Annotated in this window: 14 protein-coding genes; 1 reads left to right on the top strand and 13 read right to left on the bottom strand. The window is 73.4% G+C overall.

What is annotated here, in order from left to right:
• Positions 1-47 precede the first annotated feature (47 nt).
• The 13 genes from ACFF45_RS09555 to ACFF45_RS09495 form a co-directional block, all read right to left on the bottom strand.
• On the bottom strand, positions 48-614 hold the full coding sequence (locus ACFF45_RS09555) for an SMI1/KNR4 family protein (RefSeq protein ID WP_381344572.1): 567 nt from the start codon (positions 612-614) through the stop codon (positions 48-50).
• 87 nt (positions 615-701) lie between these two features.
• Positions 702-1,097 carry a YccF domain-containing protein gene (locus ACFF45_RS09550; protein WP_381344569.1) on the bottom strand — a complete coding sequence of 132 codons (396 nt, stop codon included), beginning with the start codon at positions 1,095-1,097 and terminating at the stop codon, positions 702-704.
• Positions 1,094-1,957 (bottom strand): zinc metalloprotease HtpX, encoded by an 864-nt coding sequence (gene htpX / locus ACFF45_RS09545; RefSeq protein ID WP_381344567.1) that lies wholly within the window; start codon positions 1,955-1,957, stop codon positions 1,094-1,096. The genes ACFF45_RS09550 and htpX overlap by 4 nt, the downstream gene beginning before the upstream one ends.
• A gap of 207 nt (positions 1,958-2,164) precedes the next feature.
• Positions 2,165-3,688, bottom strand: coding sequence for an NADH-quinone oxidoreductase subunit N (locus ACFF45_RS09540; RefSeq protein ID WP_381344564.1), 1,524 nt, complete (start codon positions 3,686-3,688; stop codon positions 2,165-2,167).
• A complete protein-coding gene (locus tag ACFF45_RS09535; RefSeq protein WP_381344561.1) occupies positions 3,685-5,259 on the bottom strand; it encodes a complex I subunit 4 family protein in 1,575 nt (524 codons plus the stop codon). Before ACFF45_RS09535 ends, ACFF45_RS09540 begins: the two co-directional genes overlap by 4 nt.
• 6 nt (positions 5,260-5,265) lie before the next feature.
• Positions 5,266-7,260 (bottom strand): NADH-quinone oxidoreductase subunit 5 family protein, encoded by a 1,995-nt coding sequence (locus ACFF45_RS09530; RefSeq protein WP_381344558.1) that lies wholly within the window; start codon positions 7,258-7,260, stop codon positions 5,266-5,268.
• Positions 7,257-7,649, bottom strand: coding sequence for an NADH-quinone oxidoreductase subunit NuoK (gene nuoK / locus ACFF45_RS09525; protein WP_381344556.1), 393 nt, complete (start codon positions 7,647-7,649; stop codon positions 7,257-7,259). The genes ACFF45_RS09530 and nuoK overlap by 4 nt, the downstream gene beginning before the upstream one ends.
• On the bottom strand, positions 7,649-8,326 hold the full coding sequence (locus ACFF45_RS09520; RefSeq protein WP_381344553.1) for an NADH-quinone oxidoreductase subunit J family protein: 678 nt from the start codon (positions 8,324-8,326) through the stop codon (positions 7,649-7,651). The genes nuoK and ACFF45_RS09520 overlap by 1 nt, the downstream gene beginning before the upstream one ends.
• Positions 8,323-9,156, bottom strand: coding sequence for a NuoI/complex I 23 kDa subunit family protein (locus ACFF45_RS09515; protein WP_381344551.1), 834 nt, complete (start codon positions 9,154-9,156; stop codon positions 8,323-8,325). The genes ACFF45_RS09520 and ACFF45_RS09515 overlap by 4 nt, the downstream gene beginning before the upstream one ends.
• 2 nt (positions 9,157-9,158) lie before the next feature.
• Entirely contained in the window at positions 9,159-10,127 is a 969-nt protein-coding gene (locus ACFF45_RS09510) for a complex I subunit 1/NuoH family protein (RefSeq protein WP_381344548.1), read from the bottom strand.
• A complete protein-coding gene (locus tag ACFF45_RS09505; RefSeq protein WP_381344545.1) occupies positions 10,124-11,872 on the bottom strand; it encodes an NADH-quinone oxidoreductase subunit C in 1,749 nt (582 codons plus the stop codon). The genes ACFF45_RS09510 and ACFF45_RS09505 overlap by 4 nt, the downstream gene beginning before the upstream one ends.
• Positions 11,869-12,528 (bottom strand): NADH-quinone oxidoreductase subunit B, encoded by a 660-nt coding sequence (locus tag ACFF45_RS09500; RefSeq protein ID WP_381344542.1) that lies wholly within the window; start codon positions 12,526-12,528, stop codon positions 11,869-11,871. The genes ACFF45_RS09505 and ACFF45_RS09500 overlap by 4 nt, the downstream gene beginning before the upstream one ends.
• A complete protein-coding gene (locus tag ACFF45_RS09495; protein ID WP_381344539.1) occupies positions 12,519-12,926 on the bottom strand; it encodes an NADH-quinone oxidoreductase subunit A in 408 nt (135 codons plus the stop codon). Before ACFF45_RS09495 ends, ACFF45_RS09500 begins: the two co-directional genes overlap by 10 nt.
• A 222-nt stretch (positions 12,927-13,148) precedes the next feature.
• On the opposite strand from ACFF45_RS09495, the gene ACFF45_RS09490 reads away from it, so the two are divergent.
• Positions 13,149-14,378 (top strand): sensor histidine kinase AbrC1, encoded by a 1,230-nt coding sequence (locus ACFF45_RS09490; RefSeq protein WP_381344640.1) that lies wholly within the window; start codon positions 13,149-13,151, stop codon positions 14,376-14,378.
• Positions 14,379-14,502 lie beyond the last annotated feature (124 nt).

The following is a 14,502-nucleotide window of genomic DNA, read 5'->3' as shown; positions in this document are numbered from 1 at the left end:
GGCCGCCGTGCCGCGGCCGGCACACGGACGGCGGCGGTGGGGCGCTGCTAGGAGGCCGGTGCCCGGGTGGTCCGTCCGCGCAGGCCGGGCCAGGGCGCCAGGTCCAGCCCTTGGTTCGTCTCCTCGTACCAGCCGGTGCCGTCGACCCAGGCGCGCAACCAGGCCGTGAGGCTGGCAGCGTCCACGTACCAGGCGTGGTCGGCGTCGTCGGCGTTCGGTTCGAAGAGCAGGACGGGGGCCTCAGGGTCGAGGCAGTCCACGCACGCGTACATCGCGCAGCCCCAGTGCGATATCGGCAGCACCCCTTCGGGCCAGGGCCACTCGGGATCCTGGTGGCCGCTGCGGCGATGGGCGAGGTACTGCACGACGGCGGCGGGCTCGTCGGCGGGCGCGCTGTCGAGCAGGGGCAGCAGACCGTACTCCGGGCCGAAACCGCCGTCCCCTGTCCGCAGGTAGAGCTCGACGAGCAGCGGTGGCAGAGGAAAGCCGAGCGCGGCCTCGGCGCGGGCCACCGTGGCGGCGTCCACGGGCTCGGGCAGGGAAGTCCGGCCCCACGGGCGGGTGTGGCGGGCCTTGCTGTCCACCCGTGCCAGCAACTGCTCGATCTCGGTCATGGGTTCATGATGCAAGGCGGCACTGACGATCGGGCCGGCCTGTGGACAACCACCCGCCTGTGGACAACCCCGCTGTCGGGGCGGGTGTCACCAACCGGCCGCGAACGGCCTGTCCGTGGAGACGATCTCCCGGCCGAGCGGCAGCAGCGAGACCGGGATGAGCTTGAAGTTGGCGATGCCGAACGGGATGCCGATGATCGTGACACACAGCGCGATGCCGGTGACGACGTGGGCGAGGGCCAGCCACCAGCCCGCCAGGACCAGCCACAGGACGTTGCCGACGCAGGAGGGGGCTCCCGCGTCGCGGCGCTCGACCGTCGTGTACCCGAAGGGCCACAGGGCGTAGACGCCGATGCGGAACGCGGCGACGCCGAACGGGATGCCGATGACGGTGATGCACAGCAGCACGCCCGCCAGCAGATAGCCGAGGAACAGCCAGAAGCCGCTCAGGACGAGCCATACGACGTTCAGGACGGTCTTCATGGGCGACGACCTGCCATCTGTTCGAGGCGGGCGATGCGCTCCGCCATGGGCGGGTGCGTGGAGAACATCTTGGACAAGCCCTGTCCGGGACGGAACGGATTCGCGATCATCATGTGGCTCGCGGTCTCGATCCGGGGCTCGGGCGGCAGCGGGAGCTGCTTGGTGCCGGCCTCCAGCTTGCGCAGCGCGCCGGCGAGGGCGAGCGGGTCGCCGGTGAGCTGGGCGCCGGAGGCGTCGGCCTCGTACTCGCGGGACCGGCTGATGGCCAACTGGATGAGGGACGCCGCCAGCGGGCCCAGGATCATGATCAGCAACATGCCGAGGAGGCCGGGACCGTCGTCGTCGTCGGAGCGGCCGATCGGGATCAGCCAGGCGAAGTTGACCAGGAACATGATCACGGAGGCGAGGGCGCCGGCGACCGAGGAGATCAGGATGTCGCGGTTGTAGACGTGGCTCAGCTCGTGGCCGATGACGCCGCGCAGCTCGCGCTCGTCCAGCAGGCGCAGGATGCCCTCGGTGCAGCACACGGCGGCGTTGCGCGGGTTGCGGCCGGTCGCGAAGGCGTTCGGCGCCTCCGTCGGGGAGATGTACAGACGGGGCATGGGCTGGCGGGCCTGCGTGGAGAGGTCGCGCACCATGCGGTACAGCGCGGGGGCCTCGAACTCGCTCACCGGACGGGCCCGCATCGCCCGCAGTGCCAGCTTGTCGCTGTTCCAGTAGGCGTACGCGTTGGTGGCCAGCGCGATCAGGACGGCGACGACGAGCCCGGCCCGCCCGAAGAAGCTGCCGATGAGGATGATGAGTGCGGACAGTCCCCCGAGGAGTACTGCGGTCCTGAGCCCGTTGTGCCGGCGGTGCACGGTACGCCCTCCAAGTGGTGCAGCAGGGGAACCCTTTGCCAGTAGATCTGCGGTCCCGCTGGTGCCGTGGTGACACCTCCAGTGGACCCTCCCGATCTGGACAACGCGAGGCGAGGCCCGCCAGTTCCCTGGTGCGTGCGGCGGCGCCCGTCGGCCGTCCGGGTGAGGGCGCCCGGACGGCCGGGGAAGGGTCTCGGCGGCGTCCGCCTAGAACAGTCCGGTGTCCGCGAAGCGCAGCACCAGCTGGGGTGCTCCGGACAGGACCACGCCGACGACCGCGGTCAGCGCGATCGCGGCGGTGACCGGGGCCGGGACGAGATGCCCGGCCGGCTCTCCCTCGGGGGCGCGGAACAGCAGCGCCGACCATTGGAGGTAGTAGAACAGCGCGATCACCACGTTGACGGCCATGACCACGGCCAGCCAGCCGAGGCCCGCGTCGACGGCCGCGGAGAAGACGGTGACCTTGGCGAACAGGCCGATGACGCCGGGCGGCAGTCCGGCCAGGCAGAGCAGGAAGAACGCCAGCAGCAGCGCGGTCACGGGGTTGGTGGCGTACAGGCCGCGGTAGTCGCTGACGCGGTTGAGGGTTCGCGTACGGCCCACCAGTGCGGCCACCGCGAAGGCGCCCAGGTTCACGGCGGCGTACATGAGCGCGTAGGCGACCGTGGAGCCGATCGAGTGCTCGGCGTCGCCGGAGTACGCGGCGGCGGCGATCGGGACCAGGAGGTAGCCGGCCTGGCCGACGGAGGACCAGGCGAGCAGGCGTACCGCGCTGTACGCGCGCGTGCCCTGCTGGCGGAGGGCGCCCACGTTGCCGACGGTCATGGTGAGGGCGGCCAGGACGGCCAGTGCCGGACCCCAGACCTCGGCGTACGACGGGAAGGCGATGACCGTGACGAGGATCAGCCCGGAGAAGCCGACCGCCTTGCCGACCACCGACAGGTAGGCCGCGACCGGCAGGGGGGCGCCCACGTAGGTGTCGGGCACCCAGAAGTGGAAGGGCACGGCGGCCGTTTTGAAGGCGAAGCCGATGAGGGTGAGCACGACGCCGGTCTGGGTGAGGGTGTGCAGCTGCCCGTCGACGTCCTGGATGCGTTCGGCGATCCGGGTCAGGTAGAGGCTGCCGGTGGCGGCGTAGACGAAGCTGATGCCCATGAGGCTGACGGCGGTCGCGGTGACCGACGACAGGAAGAACTTCAGGGCCGCCTCGGAGGAGCGCTTGTCGCCGTGCCGGATGCCGACCAGGGCGAACGCCGGCAGGGAGGCGACCTCCAGGGCGACGATCAGCGTCGCGAGGTCGCGGGAGGCGGGCAGCAGGGCGGCGCCGGCCGCCGAGGAGAGCAGCAGGAACCAGAACTCGCCCTCGGGGAGCCCCCCGCGCGCGTCCTTGAGGGCCGTGACGGAGAGCAGGGCCGCCAGGAGGGCGCCGCCGAGGACCAGCAACTGGACGGCGAGCGTGAACCCGTCCGCCGTGTAGCTGCACACGTCGGCGTCGCCGGTGAGACAGAAGGTGGAGCGGTCGCCGTCCAGGATCGGCAGCAGCATCAGCGTGGACAGGGCCAGGCCGGCCACGGAGGCCCACCCCAGGAGCGCCTTGCGGGCCTCGCCGACGAACAGGTCGGCGACCAGGACGGCGAGGGCCACCACGGCCGCGATGGTGGGCGGCGCGACGGCCAGCCAGTCGACGGACTGGACCAGGGACTCGGCCGGCGACTGGGCCAGGGAGCTCATCGGGTGCCTCCTGCGAGGAGCTGCTGCACGGCCGGGTCGGTCAGGCCGAGGAGGACCTTCGGCCAGAGTCCGGCGACGACGGTGAGGGCGACCAGCGGCGTCCACGCCGCGTACTCGTACGTGCGCACGTCGGCGAGCGTCGGCGCCTCCTGCGGGACGGCGCCCATGCAGACCCGGCGGACCACGACGAGCAGGTACGCGGCGGTGAGCAGGGTGCCGAACGCGCCGATCGCCATGAAGGTGAGGAAGGCCGGCCGGCTCAGGCCGGCGGCGGGCTGGAACGCGCCGAACAGCGCGAGCATCTCGCCCCAGAACCCGGCCAGGCCCGGCAGGCCGAGGGAGGCGACGGCGCCGAAGGCCAGCAGACCGCCGAAGCGCGGGGCCCTGCCGTACAGCGCGGCGCCGGTCCGGTCGGCCAGGGCGTCGAGGTCGGTGGTGCCGGTGCGGTCCTTCAACGCGCCGACCAGGAAGAACAGCAGGCCGGTGATGAGGCCGTGGGCGATGTTGGCGAACAGGGCGCCGTTCACGCCGGTCGGGGTCATCGTGGCGATGCCGAGCAGGACGAAGCCCATGTGGCCGACGGAGGAGTAGGCGACGAGGCGTTTCAGGTCCCCCTTCGCGCCCCGCCTGGCGAGGGCGAGGCAGGCCAGCGACCCGTAGATGATCCCGACGACGGCGAAGGCGGCGAGGTAGGGGGCGAAGGTGCGCAGTCCGTCCGGCGTGACCGGCAGCAGGATGCGGACGAATCCGTACGTACCCATCTTCAGCAGTACGCCGGCCAGCAGGACCGAGCCGACGGTCGGCGCGGCGGTGTGGGCGTCCGGCAGCCAGCTGTGCAACGGCCACATCGGTGTCTTGACCGCGAGCCCGATCCCGACCGCAAGAACGGCGATGACCTGCACCGACGTGGTCAGCGAGCGGCCGTTGTCAGTGGCGAGTGCCACTATGTCGAATGTGCCCGCCGTGATGCCGATCAGGAGCAGGCCCAGCAGCATGACCACGGAACCGAGCAACGTGTAGAGGATGAACTTCCAGGCGGCCTGAGTCCGCCCCGCACCGCCCCAACGGGCGATGAGGAAGTACATCGGGATCAGGACCATCTCGAAGGCGAGGAAGAAGAGCAGCAGGTCGAGGACGGCGAAGGTGGCGAGGGTGCCGGACTCCAGGACGAGCAGCAGGGCGACGAAGGCCTTCGGGGTCGGACCCGCGGGCATCTTGGAATACGAGTAGAGCGCGCACAGGAAGGTCAGCAGCGCGGTCAGGACGACGAGGGGGAGGGAAATGCCGTCGATACCGAGGTGGATCCGCACGTCGAGCGCGGGGATCCAGCTGATGTCCGTCGTGGCCTGCATTTTCGACGGCTGGTCGTGGTCGAAGCCGAGTGCCAGGACGATCGCCGCGACGAGCACGGCACCGGTCACCGTCACGCCGTGCCGCAGCACGGCCTGTTCGGGCGACTTCCCCTTCAGTCCCGGCGGGGCGGGCAGGAGAGCGGCGGCGGCGCCGAGGAGCGGCCCGGCGACGACGAACGCGAGAAGGAACTGCATCACGGACTCGTTGATATCGATCACGGCTGCTCACGCTCCGGTGGCGACGAGGACGACGGCGACCACCAGGACGACGGTGCCGGCGAGCAGCGCGCTCACATAGGTCTGCACATTGCCGGTCTGGGCGCGCCGCACGGCGGCCCCCAGCCAGCGGGGCAGGGCGCCCGCCCCGCGTACGTAGGTGTCGACGACCTCGCGGTCGAGGAACCGCACCAGACCGGCGCCGCCCTGGACGGGGCGGACGAACAGCGCCGAGTACACGGCGTCCAGGTGGAAGCCGACGGCCGCGTGCCGGTGCAGGGGGCCGAGCAGCAGGCGTCCGGGGTCCGCCGGGTCGGGTGCCCGGGCCACGTCGCCGTAGGCGGGTGCGTGGGCCGCGATGGCCTCGGCCTCGACCTGCCCGGCGTCGCCCTCGGGGTGGGCGGCCGCCGCGCCCAGCGGGACGCGGGCCGCGCGCGCGGTGGTGTGCCGCCAGGCGGCGTAGGTGACGACGCCGCCGGCCAGGGCCAGGCCGGTGCCCAGGACCGAGGTGACGAGGGTCGGGGTCAGCTCACCGCCGTCGAACCACCCGGGCAGCGACTGGTACGCCAGTCCGCCCAGGGCGAGCGAGGGCGCGGCGAGCACCCACAGGATCACGGTCATCGTCAGGGGCTGCCTGCCGTGGTCCGGGGCCTCGGTGCCGTGGCCGCGGAAGGCGAGCAGCCACAGACGCATCGCGTACGCGGCGGTGAGCAGGGCCGTGACCAGGCCGGCGACCAGGACGATCCAGCCCGCGGCGGCGGGGACGTGCTCGGTGTGACCGGTGGTGACGTGCTCGGCGGCGCCGAGGACGGCCTCCTTGGAGAAGAAGCCGCTGAAGGGCGGGATCGCGGCGAGCGCGAGCAGTGCCACGGTCATCGTCCAGTAGGCGTCGGGGACGCGGTCGCGCAGGCCGCCCATGCGGGACATGGCGGCCAGTGAGTTGGTGCCGGCGGCGTGGATGATCACGCCCGCCGCGAGGAACAGCAGCGCCTTGAAGGCGCCGTGGGACAGGAGGTGGAAGACGGCGGCGCCGCGGTCGCCGACGGCCAGGGCGCCGGTCATGTAGCCGAGCTGCCCGATCGTCGAGTAGGCGAGGACCCGCTTGATGTCGTCCTGGGCGAGCGCGGCGAGGCCCGAGCCCGCCATGGTGACGGCGGCCATGGCGGCGAGGACGACCAGGGCGGCCGAGGAGGCCTGGAAGACGGGGAGGAGACGGGCGACGAAGTAGACACCGGCGGCGACCATCGTCGCGGCGTGGATCAGCGCGGAGACGGGGGTCGGGCCCGCCATCGCGTCGGGCAGCCAGGAGTGCAGCGGGAACTGCGCCGACTTGCCCGCCACACCCGCCAGGAGCAGCAGCGCGATCAGCGTGGGGTGGTCGAGTCCGCCGCTCGCGACGGCGCCGAGCACCCGTGTGATGCGGAACGATCCGGCGTCGACGGCGAGCGCGAACAGGCCGATCAGGAAGGGGACGTCACCGAGCTTGGTGACCAGGAAGGCCTTCAGGGAGGCGGCGCGGGCCTCCGGGGTCTCCCAGTAGTGGCCGACCAGGAAGTAGGAGCAGATGCCCATGACTTCCCAGCCGACCAGCAGCACCATCAGGTCGCCCGAGTAGACGACGAGGAGCATGGCGGAGGTGAACAGGGAGACGAGCGCGGCGTACGAGGGGTAGCGCGGGTCGTCCTGCAGATAGCCGGTCGAGTAGATCTGCACGCACAGCGCGACGAAGGCGACCAGGACGGCGACGAGGGCGGCGAAGCCGTCGATGTGCAGGGCGAGCTCGATCGGCACCGAGCCGGTGGGTGTGAGTTCCGTGGCGGAGTCGACGGCCTCGTCACCGCCCTGGCGGACGGCGACCAGGACGGCGAGGACGAGCGAGGCGAGCGTCGGCAGGACGGCGACCGGCCGGACGAAGCCGGGGGCGGTGCGGCCGAGGAGCAGCCCGGTGGCCGCACCCAGGAACGGAAGGAGCGGAACGAGGTGGGCGAGGGTCGTGGTGGTCACGCGGTGGCCTCGGCCTTCTCGGCGGCCGGCCGGGCCGCGCGGGCCCCGCCGTCGGGTCCGTCGCTCTCGTGGCCCTCGGCGGTGTCGCGGAGCTTGTCGATGTCCGCGGTGCCGCGGTTGCGGTGGACGGCCAGGACGATCGCGAGACCGATGCCGATCTCGGCGGCCGCGATGGCGATGGTGAACAGGGTCAGGGCCTGGCCGGAGTGCAGCGTCTCCTCGGCGGCCCGGCTGAGCCAGACGTCGAAGGCGACGAGGTTGAGGTTGACGGCGTTGAGCATCAGCTCGACCGACATCAGGACCAGGATGGCGTTGCGGCGGGCCAGGACGCCGTACAGGCCGGTGCAGAACAGGAGGGCGGAGAGCACGGCGGGGTAGGCGAGGTGCATCAGCGGGCACCGTCCTTGCCGGTGCGGGGACCGGGGGTCGTCCGGCTGCTCGGTGGGCCGGCCGGCCGCCCGCCCGGCGAGGTGGCCGTCGCGTCGGCCTTCGCCTTGCGGGACAGGACGATCGCGCCGACCAGGGCGGCCAGCAGGAGGACGGAGAGGGCCTCGAAGGGGAGGACCCAGTTCTGGAAGAGGGCCTTGCCGGTGACCTCGGTGGAGCCGGCGGGGGCGCCGTCCAGGTCGATCCAGGTCGTGCGGAAGGCGTCGACGACGACCCAGACCAGGGCGGCGGCCGTGGCGACGGCCACGGTGAGGGCGGCCCAGCGGTTGCCGGAGTCGGCGTCCGGGGAGCGGCCGATCGGGGCCCTGGTGAGCATCAGGCCGAACAGGAGGAGGACGACGACGGATCCGACGTAGATCAGTACCTGCACCCATGCGATGAACTCGGCGGTGAGCAGGAGGTACTCGACGGCGAGTCCGCCGAGGGTCACCACCAGCCACAGGGCGGCGTGCACCAGCTGCCGGGTGGTGACGGTGACGAGCGCGGCACCGAAGGTGACCACGCCGACGAGGAGGAAGGCGATCTCGACGCCGGTCGGGGAGAGGAAGCCGGGGCGGTCGGCGGCCAGGCGCGTGGCGTCCGCCGCGAGGGCGGTGGCGGCTGCTGCTGGGGGTGTCATTCCTTGCCCTCCTGCCGGGGCGAGTCCGTCTGCTGCCGGGACTCGCCCGTCGGCCGGGTGGGCCGCTCGGCGGCGCGCGCCTGCTCGTCGGCGTGCGGCTCGGTCGCGGCGTCGGCGGGCGGTGCGGGCGGTACCGGCGCTGCGGAGCGGGTGGTTGCCGGGGCCTGCCGGGTGGTCGGGGTGGCTGTCGGACCCTGCTGGGCGGCCGGGGTGCCGGCGGCCTCCTGCTGCGAGGCCGGCGGCTTCTCGGCGTCCTGCGGGGCCGGCGGCTTCTCGGCGTCCTGCTGGGCGGCCAGCTTCTCGGCGGTCTTGCGGGCGGCGGCGATCTCCTTCGGTTCCTCCGCTCCGGGGTCCAGGGCCGGCGGGGCGGGCACCGTCCACATCCACTCGCGGAGTCTGTCGCGCTCGTGGGTGAGGTCGCGGATGTCGGTCTCGGCGTACTCGAACTCCGGGGACCAGAACAGCGCGTCGAAAGGACAGACCTCGATGCAGATACCGCAGTACATGCACAGGGAGAAGTCGATCGCGAACCGGTCGAGGACGTTGCGGCTGCGCTCGCGGCCGCCCGGGGCGGCGGGCGGGACCGTCTCCTTGTGGGAGTCGATGTAGATGCACCAGTCGGGGCACTCACGGGCGCACAGCATGCACACCGTGCAGTTCTCCTCGAACAGGCCGATCACCCCGCGGGTGCGGGGCGGGAGGTCGGGCTGGACGTCCGGGTACTGCTCGGTGACGGTCTTCTTCGTCATCGTGCGCAGGGTGACGGCCAGGCCCTTGGCGAGACCGCTGCCGGGGACACGGGGCCGGGTGGGCGGGAGGGACGCGGCCATGGCTACTGGATCACCACCTTGACGATGCCGGTGAGGGCGATCTGGGCGAGGGAGAGGGGGACGAGGAGGGTCCAGGAGAGCTTCTGGAGCTGGTCCTCGCGCAGCCGGGGGTAGGTGACGCGCAGCCAGATCACGACGAACGCGAGCACGGCCGTCTTCAGCAGGGTCCAGACCCAGCCGAGGCCGTCGGCACCCCAGGGGCCGTGCCAGCCGCCCAGGAACAGGACGGTGGTCAGACCGCACAGGACGACGATCCCGGCGTACTCGGCGAGCAGGAACAGGGCGAAACGCAGGCCCGTGTACTCGGTGTACGCGCCGAAGATGATCTCCGAGTCGGCGACGGGCATGTCGAACGGGGGGCGCTGGAGCTCGGCCAGCCCCGCCACGAAGAAGACGACCGCGCCGACGATCTGCCAGGGCAGCCACCACCACTCGAAGGCGTCGAGGATGCCGGGCAGGGAGACCGTGCCGGCCGCCATGGCGACGGAGGCGGCGGCGAGCAGCATCGGCAGTTCGTAGGCGAGCAGCTGGGCGGCGGTGCGCAGGCCGCCGAGGAGGGAGAACTTGTTGGCGCTGGCCCAGCCGGCCATGAGCGAGCCGAGGACGCCGACGCCCATCACCGCGAGCACGAAGAAGACGCCCGCGTCGACGACGACTCCGACCGCGCCCTCGCCGGGGCCGACCGGGATGGCCAGCAGGACCAGGAGGTAGGGGAGCAGGGCCACGGCGGGGGCGAGCTGGAAGATACGGCGGTCCGCGCCCGCCGGGACCACGTCCTCCTTCTGCGCGAACTTCACGCCGTCCGCGACGAGCTGGGCCCAGCCGTGGAAGCCGCCGGCGTACATCGGGCCGAGGCGGCCCTGCATGTGGGCCATCACCTTGTGCTCGGTCTGGCCGATGACCAGGGGGAGCACGAGGAAGACGCCGAAGACGACCAGGAGCCGCACGGCGACGTCGAGCACGTCGTTCACTGCCGGCCTCCTGGGGGGTCCTCGGGCGTGGGGGGGTGCGGTGCGTCGGGTGCCGGGCCGGCCGGGTCGGCCGGGTCGGCCGGGTCGGCCGGCTCGTTGCGGGCGGCCGGGTCGGCCGGCTCGGCGGGGGCGGCCGGGGGTTCCGGCGCGGGCGGCCCCGAGCCGGCCTCCGCCGGGAACTCGCCAGCGGACGGCCCCGAGGAGGCCTCGGGCGAGGACTGGGCAGCGGACGACCCCGAGCCGGCCTCGGGCGAGGACTGGGCAGCGGACGGCCCCGAGCCGGCCTCGGGCGAGGAATGGGCAGCGGGCGGTCCCGAGGAGGCCTCTGGCTTCCCCGAGACGGCCTCGGGCTTCCCCGAGTCGTCGAAGGCCGGACGGGCGTGGTGCCAGGGGGCGTCGGGGCTGCGCGGGGTGGCCGGGCGGACCGGCTGCTCCGCCGCCGGGGCCTGGGCGCGCTGGGAGGCGGAGCCTTCGGACGCGCTGCGGGAGCGGCGCGGCCCTGCGGGCGGCGCCGCAGCGGCGGGCCCCGCCTGCTCGCCGGCGGCCGTACCTTCCCCCGCCGCACGCTGCGAGGCCGAGCCCTCGCCCGCGCTCCGCGCACGACGCGGACCCGTGGCCGGACCCGTGGCCGGACCCGCACCCGGGCCCGCCGCAGGAGCCGGAGTCTCCCCCGAGCCGTCCGAACCCCCCGGACCCGCCGCACGCTGTGAAGCCGAGCCCTCGCCCGCGCTCCGCGCACGACGCGGACCCGTGGCCGGACCCGTGGCCGGACCCGCACCCGGGCCCGCCGCAGGAGCCGGAGTCTCCCCCGAGCCGTCCGAACCCCCCGGACCCGCCGCACGCTGCGAGGCCGAGCCCTCGCCCGCGCTCCGCGCACGACGCGGACCCGTGGCCGGACCCGTGGCCGGACCCGCACCCGGGCCCGCCGCAGGAGCCGGAGTCTCCCCCGAGCCGTCCGAACCCCCCGGACCCGCCGCACGCTGTGAAGCCGAGCCCTCGCCCGCGCTCCGGGTGCGGCGGGGGCCCGTCGCGGGTGGCGGGGCGGCTTCCGCGGGGGCGGAGGCGGCCGTCGGCGGCCGGCTCGCGGAGCCCTCCGCGGCGGTGCGGGGGCGGCGTGCGGGCCGCTCGCCCGCGGCACGGGCCGGGCCGCGGGCCGGGCGCGCCGGGGCCGGGAGCTGGCCCTTCAGGGGGCCCCATTCGTTCGGGTCGGGGACGCCCGGCGGGAGCATCTGGCGCCGCTTGGGGCCGCCGTGCTCGGACTCGCCCGGCTCCTTCGCGCCCGGCCAGGCCTTGGCGACGCGGGCGGCGAGGACGAAGTCCTTGCGCAGGGGGTGGCCCTCGAAGGTCTCCGGCAGCAGGAGGTGGTCCAGGGCGGGGTGCCCCTCGAACGTGACGCCGAACATCTCGTGGGTCTCGCGTTCGTGCCAGGCCGCGCCCGCGTAGACGTCGACGGCGGAGGCGAGGGCGGGGGCCTCGTGCGGGACCGTGGTGCGCAGCAGCAGGCGGCGTACGGGGGCGAGGGCGACCAGGTGCGCCGAGACGCGGAAGCCCGTGCCGGGTTCGTCGACCGCGCTCAGCCAGTCGAAGTAGGTGCAGCCGAGCTGGTCGCGGGCGGCGCGCAGGGCGGCGGTCCAGGAGGCGGGCGGCACGTCCACGGTCAGCAGCTCGTACGACTCCTCGGCCGTGGCCCCGGTGCCGAAGAGGTCCTCGGCGGGGGCGGGAAGCCAGCCGACCGTGCCGTTCATCGGGCCTCCCCCGCGCCGGTGCCGCCGGGGGCCGGGGGCCGGACCAGGTCGCTCTGCAGGGCCGCCGCCGACGCACGGGCGGAACCGTACCGCTCCCCCAGCGACTCGCGGGCGATCTTCTCCTGGAGCTTGAGGATGCCCTGGAGCAGCGCCTCGGGGCGAGGCGGGCAGCCGGGGACGTAGACGTCGACGGGGATGATCTGGTCGACGCCCTTCGTGACGGAGTAGGAGTCCCAGTACGGGCCGCCGCAGTTGGAGCAGGCGCCGAAGGAGATGACGTACTTCGGCTCGGGCATCTGCTCGTACAGGCGTTTGATGGCGGGCGCCATCTTGTCCGTGACCGTGCCGGACACGACCATCAGGTCGGCCTGGCGGGGGCCCGGCGCGAACGGGATGACGCCGAGGCGGATGAAGTCGTGGCGGGCCATCGACGCGGCGATGAACTCGATGGCGCAGCAGGCGAGGCCGAAGTTGAAGACCCACAGCGAGTAGCGGCGGCCCCAGTTCAGGACGACCTTCATCGGCTCGGGGGCGAGGCGCGCGAGGGCGCCGAGACGCCTGGGCTCCGGCAGCGGGACGGGCTCCGCGGCCGGCACGGGCGGTGCGGCACCCGCAGCGGGGGTCGCCGAGGGGGTCGTTTCTGGCGTCACGTCCATGCCAGGACACCCTTCTTGTAGGCGTAGAGCAGGCCCACGGCCAGGAAGCCGAGGAAGATGAACATCTCCACCAGGGTCGTCGCTCCGTAGCCGGGGGCGGCGAAGACCGTGGCCCAAGGGAAGAGGAAGATCGAGTCGATCGCGAAGATGACGTAGAGGAAGGCGTACACGTAGTAGCGGACCTGGGTGTGGGCCCAGCCCTCGCCGACGGGGTCGACGCCGCACTCGTAGGTCAGCAGCTTCTCGGGGGTGGGCGCGACGGGGCGCAGCAGCCGGCCCGCGCCGAAGGCCACGGCGACGAACAGCACGCCGATGGCGGCGAGCAGTCCGACGACCGAGTAGGACTGGAAGTAGTCCGCCGCGACGACGGCGGTCGGTTCGACGGTCGATTCCCGCACGTCCGTCCCTCGCTCCCCTGGCCTCGACCCTATGACTCGCAAAGTGAGTCTAGGGCCTGTTAAAGGGACGGTAAGCAGCCCGTCGCGCCTGGCGGGACAGGGGGTGGGGTTTTCCTCAGCGGAAGGCGGCGGTGCACCTCATGGCGCGGGCGCCCGCCGCCGGGCACGCTGGCCCATGTGACCGAGAAATCTTCGCCCGCGAGGGTGGCCCCGAGCGCGAGCATGGCGGCGGCCCCGAGCGCGGCCCCGTCCGCGAGCACGGTGGCGGCCGCGAGTGCGGCCGCGAGTGCGGCGGCGGCCGACCGGGACTCCCGCCGGCCGCCCCCGCCCCGCCTCGCCTACGACGCGCACACCTGGAAGGAGATCGCGCATCTCCTGGCGAACCTGCCGATGGCCCTGCTGGGCTTCGTCTACGTCGTCACGGTGCTGTCCACCGGCGCCTTCCTGACCGTCACGGTGGTCGGCTTCCCGCTGCTCGCGGCGGGTCTGACGGGCGCCCGGCAGCTCGGCCGGCTGGAGCGGGCGCGGGCCAGGAAGCTGCTCGGGGTGCGGGTGGACGAGCCGAGCCGGCTGCCCCCGCGGGGCAGGGGCGGTCTCTTCCCGCGGCTGTGGATGGCGCTGAAGGACCCGGTGGCCTGGCGGACCACCCTGTACGACGTCATACGGCTGCCCTGGGGCGTCCTCACCTTCGCCATCACGCTGACCTCGCTGTTCGTGCTGTGGCCGGTGCTGCCGTTCATCGCGCGCGGGCTGGCCAACGCGGACCGGGCGATGGTGCGCGGGCTGCTGTCGCCCTCCGACGAGCTGGAGCGGCGGATCGCCGAGCTGGAGTCCGACCGGGGGGTCGTGGTGGACACGGCCGCGGCGGACCTGCGGCGGATCGAGCGCGACCTGCACGACGGGGCGCAGGCCCGCCTGGTCAACCTGGCCATGGGCCTGGGCCTGGCCAAGGAGAAGCTGCTGGAGGACCCCGACCAGGCGGCGGCGATGGTCGCGGAGGCGCACGGCGAGGTGAAGCTGGCGCTCCAGGAACTGCGCGACCTGGCCCGCGGCATCCATCCGGCGGTCCTCACCGACCGCGGCCTGGACGCCGCCCTGTCCGCGGTCGCCTCGCGCTGCACGGTACCGGTGAAGGTGACCGTCGACCTGGAGACCAGGCCGGCCGAGGCCATCGAGGGCATCGCCTACTTCACCGTCTCGGAGCTGCTGCAGAACGTCAGCAAGCACAGCCGCGCCAGGTCCGCCTCGGTCGAGGTCTGGCGCACCGAGGAACGCCTCCTGATGCAGGTCACCGACGACGGCCGGGGCGGTGCCCGCCTCGACGGCGGCACGGGGATGCGCGGCCTGGCGGAGCGGCTCGGCGCCGTCGACGGCCTGTTCGCCGTCGACTCGCCCTCCGGCGGCCCGACGGTCGTCACCGCCGAACTGCCGTGGCGGGACCGGCGGCGCTGAGGACCGGTCAGCGCTGCGAGGGTGGGGAAAACCCCCCGTCCAAGATGCCGACGACCTCCATGGTCCCGGGAGCCCCGCCGCAGCAGGGTGGGAGCCATCACGCCACCCGGACGGCCGGCACCGG

It is taken from the genome of Streptomyces cinereospinus (assembly GCF_042430725.1).
Lineage (GTDB): Bacteria > Actinomycetota > Actinomycetes > Streptomycetales > Streptomycetaceae > Streptomyces > Streptomyces cinereospinus.
Note: the sequence above shows the minus strand (reverse complement) of the source record. Positions and strands in the feature narration are given on the sequence as shown.

What these genes read in the sequence shown, in the direction of transcription:
- ACFF45_RS09555 (WP_381344572.1), bottom strand. Translation starts at nt 614, where the DNA reads ATGACCGAGATCGAGCAGTTGCTGGCACGGGTGGACAGCAAGGCCCGC.
- ACFF45_RS09550 (WP_381344569.1), bottom strand. Translation starts at nt 1,097, where the DNA reads ATGAAGACCGTCCTGAACGTCGTATGGCTCGTCCTGAGCGGCTTCTGG.
- ACFF45_RS09540 (WP_381344564.1), bottom strand. Translation starts at nt 3,688, where the DNA reads ATGAGCTCCCTGGCCCAGTCGCCGGCCGAGTCCCTGGTCCAGTCCGTC.
- nuoK (WP_381344556.1), bottom strand. Translation starts at nt 7,649, where the DNA reads ATGCACCTCGCCTACCCCGCCGTGCTCTCCGCCCTCCTGTTCTGCACC.
- ACFF45_RS09520 (WP_381344553.1), bottom strand. Translation starts at nt 8,326, where the DNA reads ATGACACCCCCAGCAGCAGCCGCCACCGCCCTCGCGGCGGACGCCACG.
- ACFF45_RS09515 (WP_381344551.1), bottom strand. Translation starts at nt 9,156, where the DNA reads ATGGCCGCGTCCCTCCCGCCCACCCGGCCCCGTGTCCCCGGCAGCGGT.
- ACFF45_RS09505 (WP_381344545.1), bottom strand. Translation starts at nt 11,872, where the DNA reads ATGAACGGCACGGTCGGCTGGCTTCCCGCCCCCGCCGAGGACCTCTTC.
- ACFF45_RS09500 (WP_381344542.1), bottom strand. Translation starts at nt 12,528, where the DNA reads ATGGACGTGACGCCAGAAACGACCCCCTCGGCGACCCCCGCTGCGGGT.
- ACFF45_RS09490 (WP_381344640.1), top strand. Translation starts at nt 13,149, where the DNA reads ATGGCGGCGGCCCCGAGCGCGGCCCCGTCCGCGAGCACGGTGGCGGCC.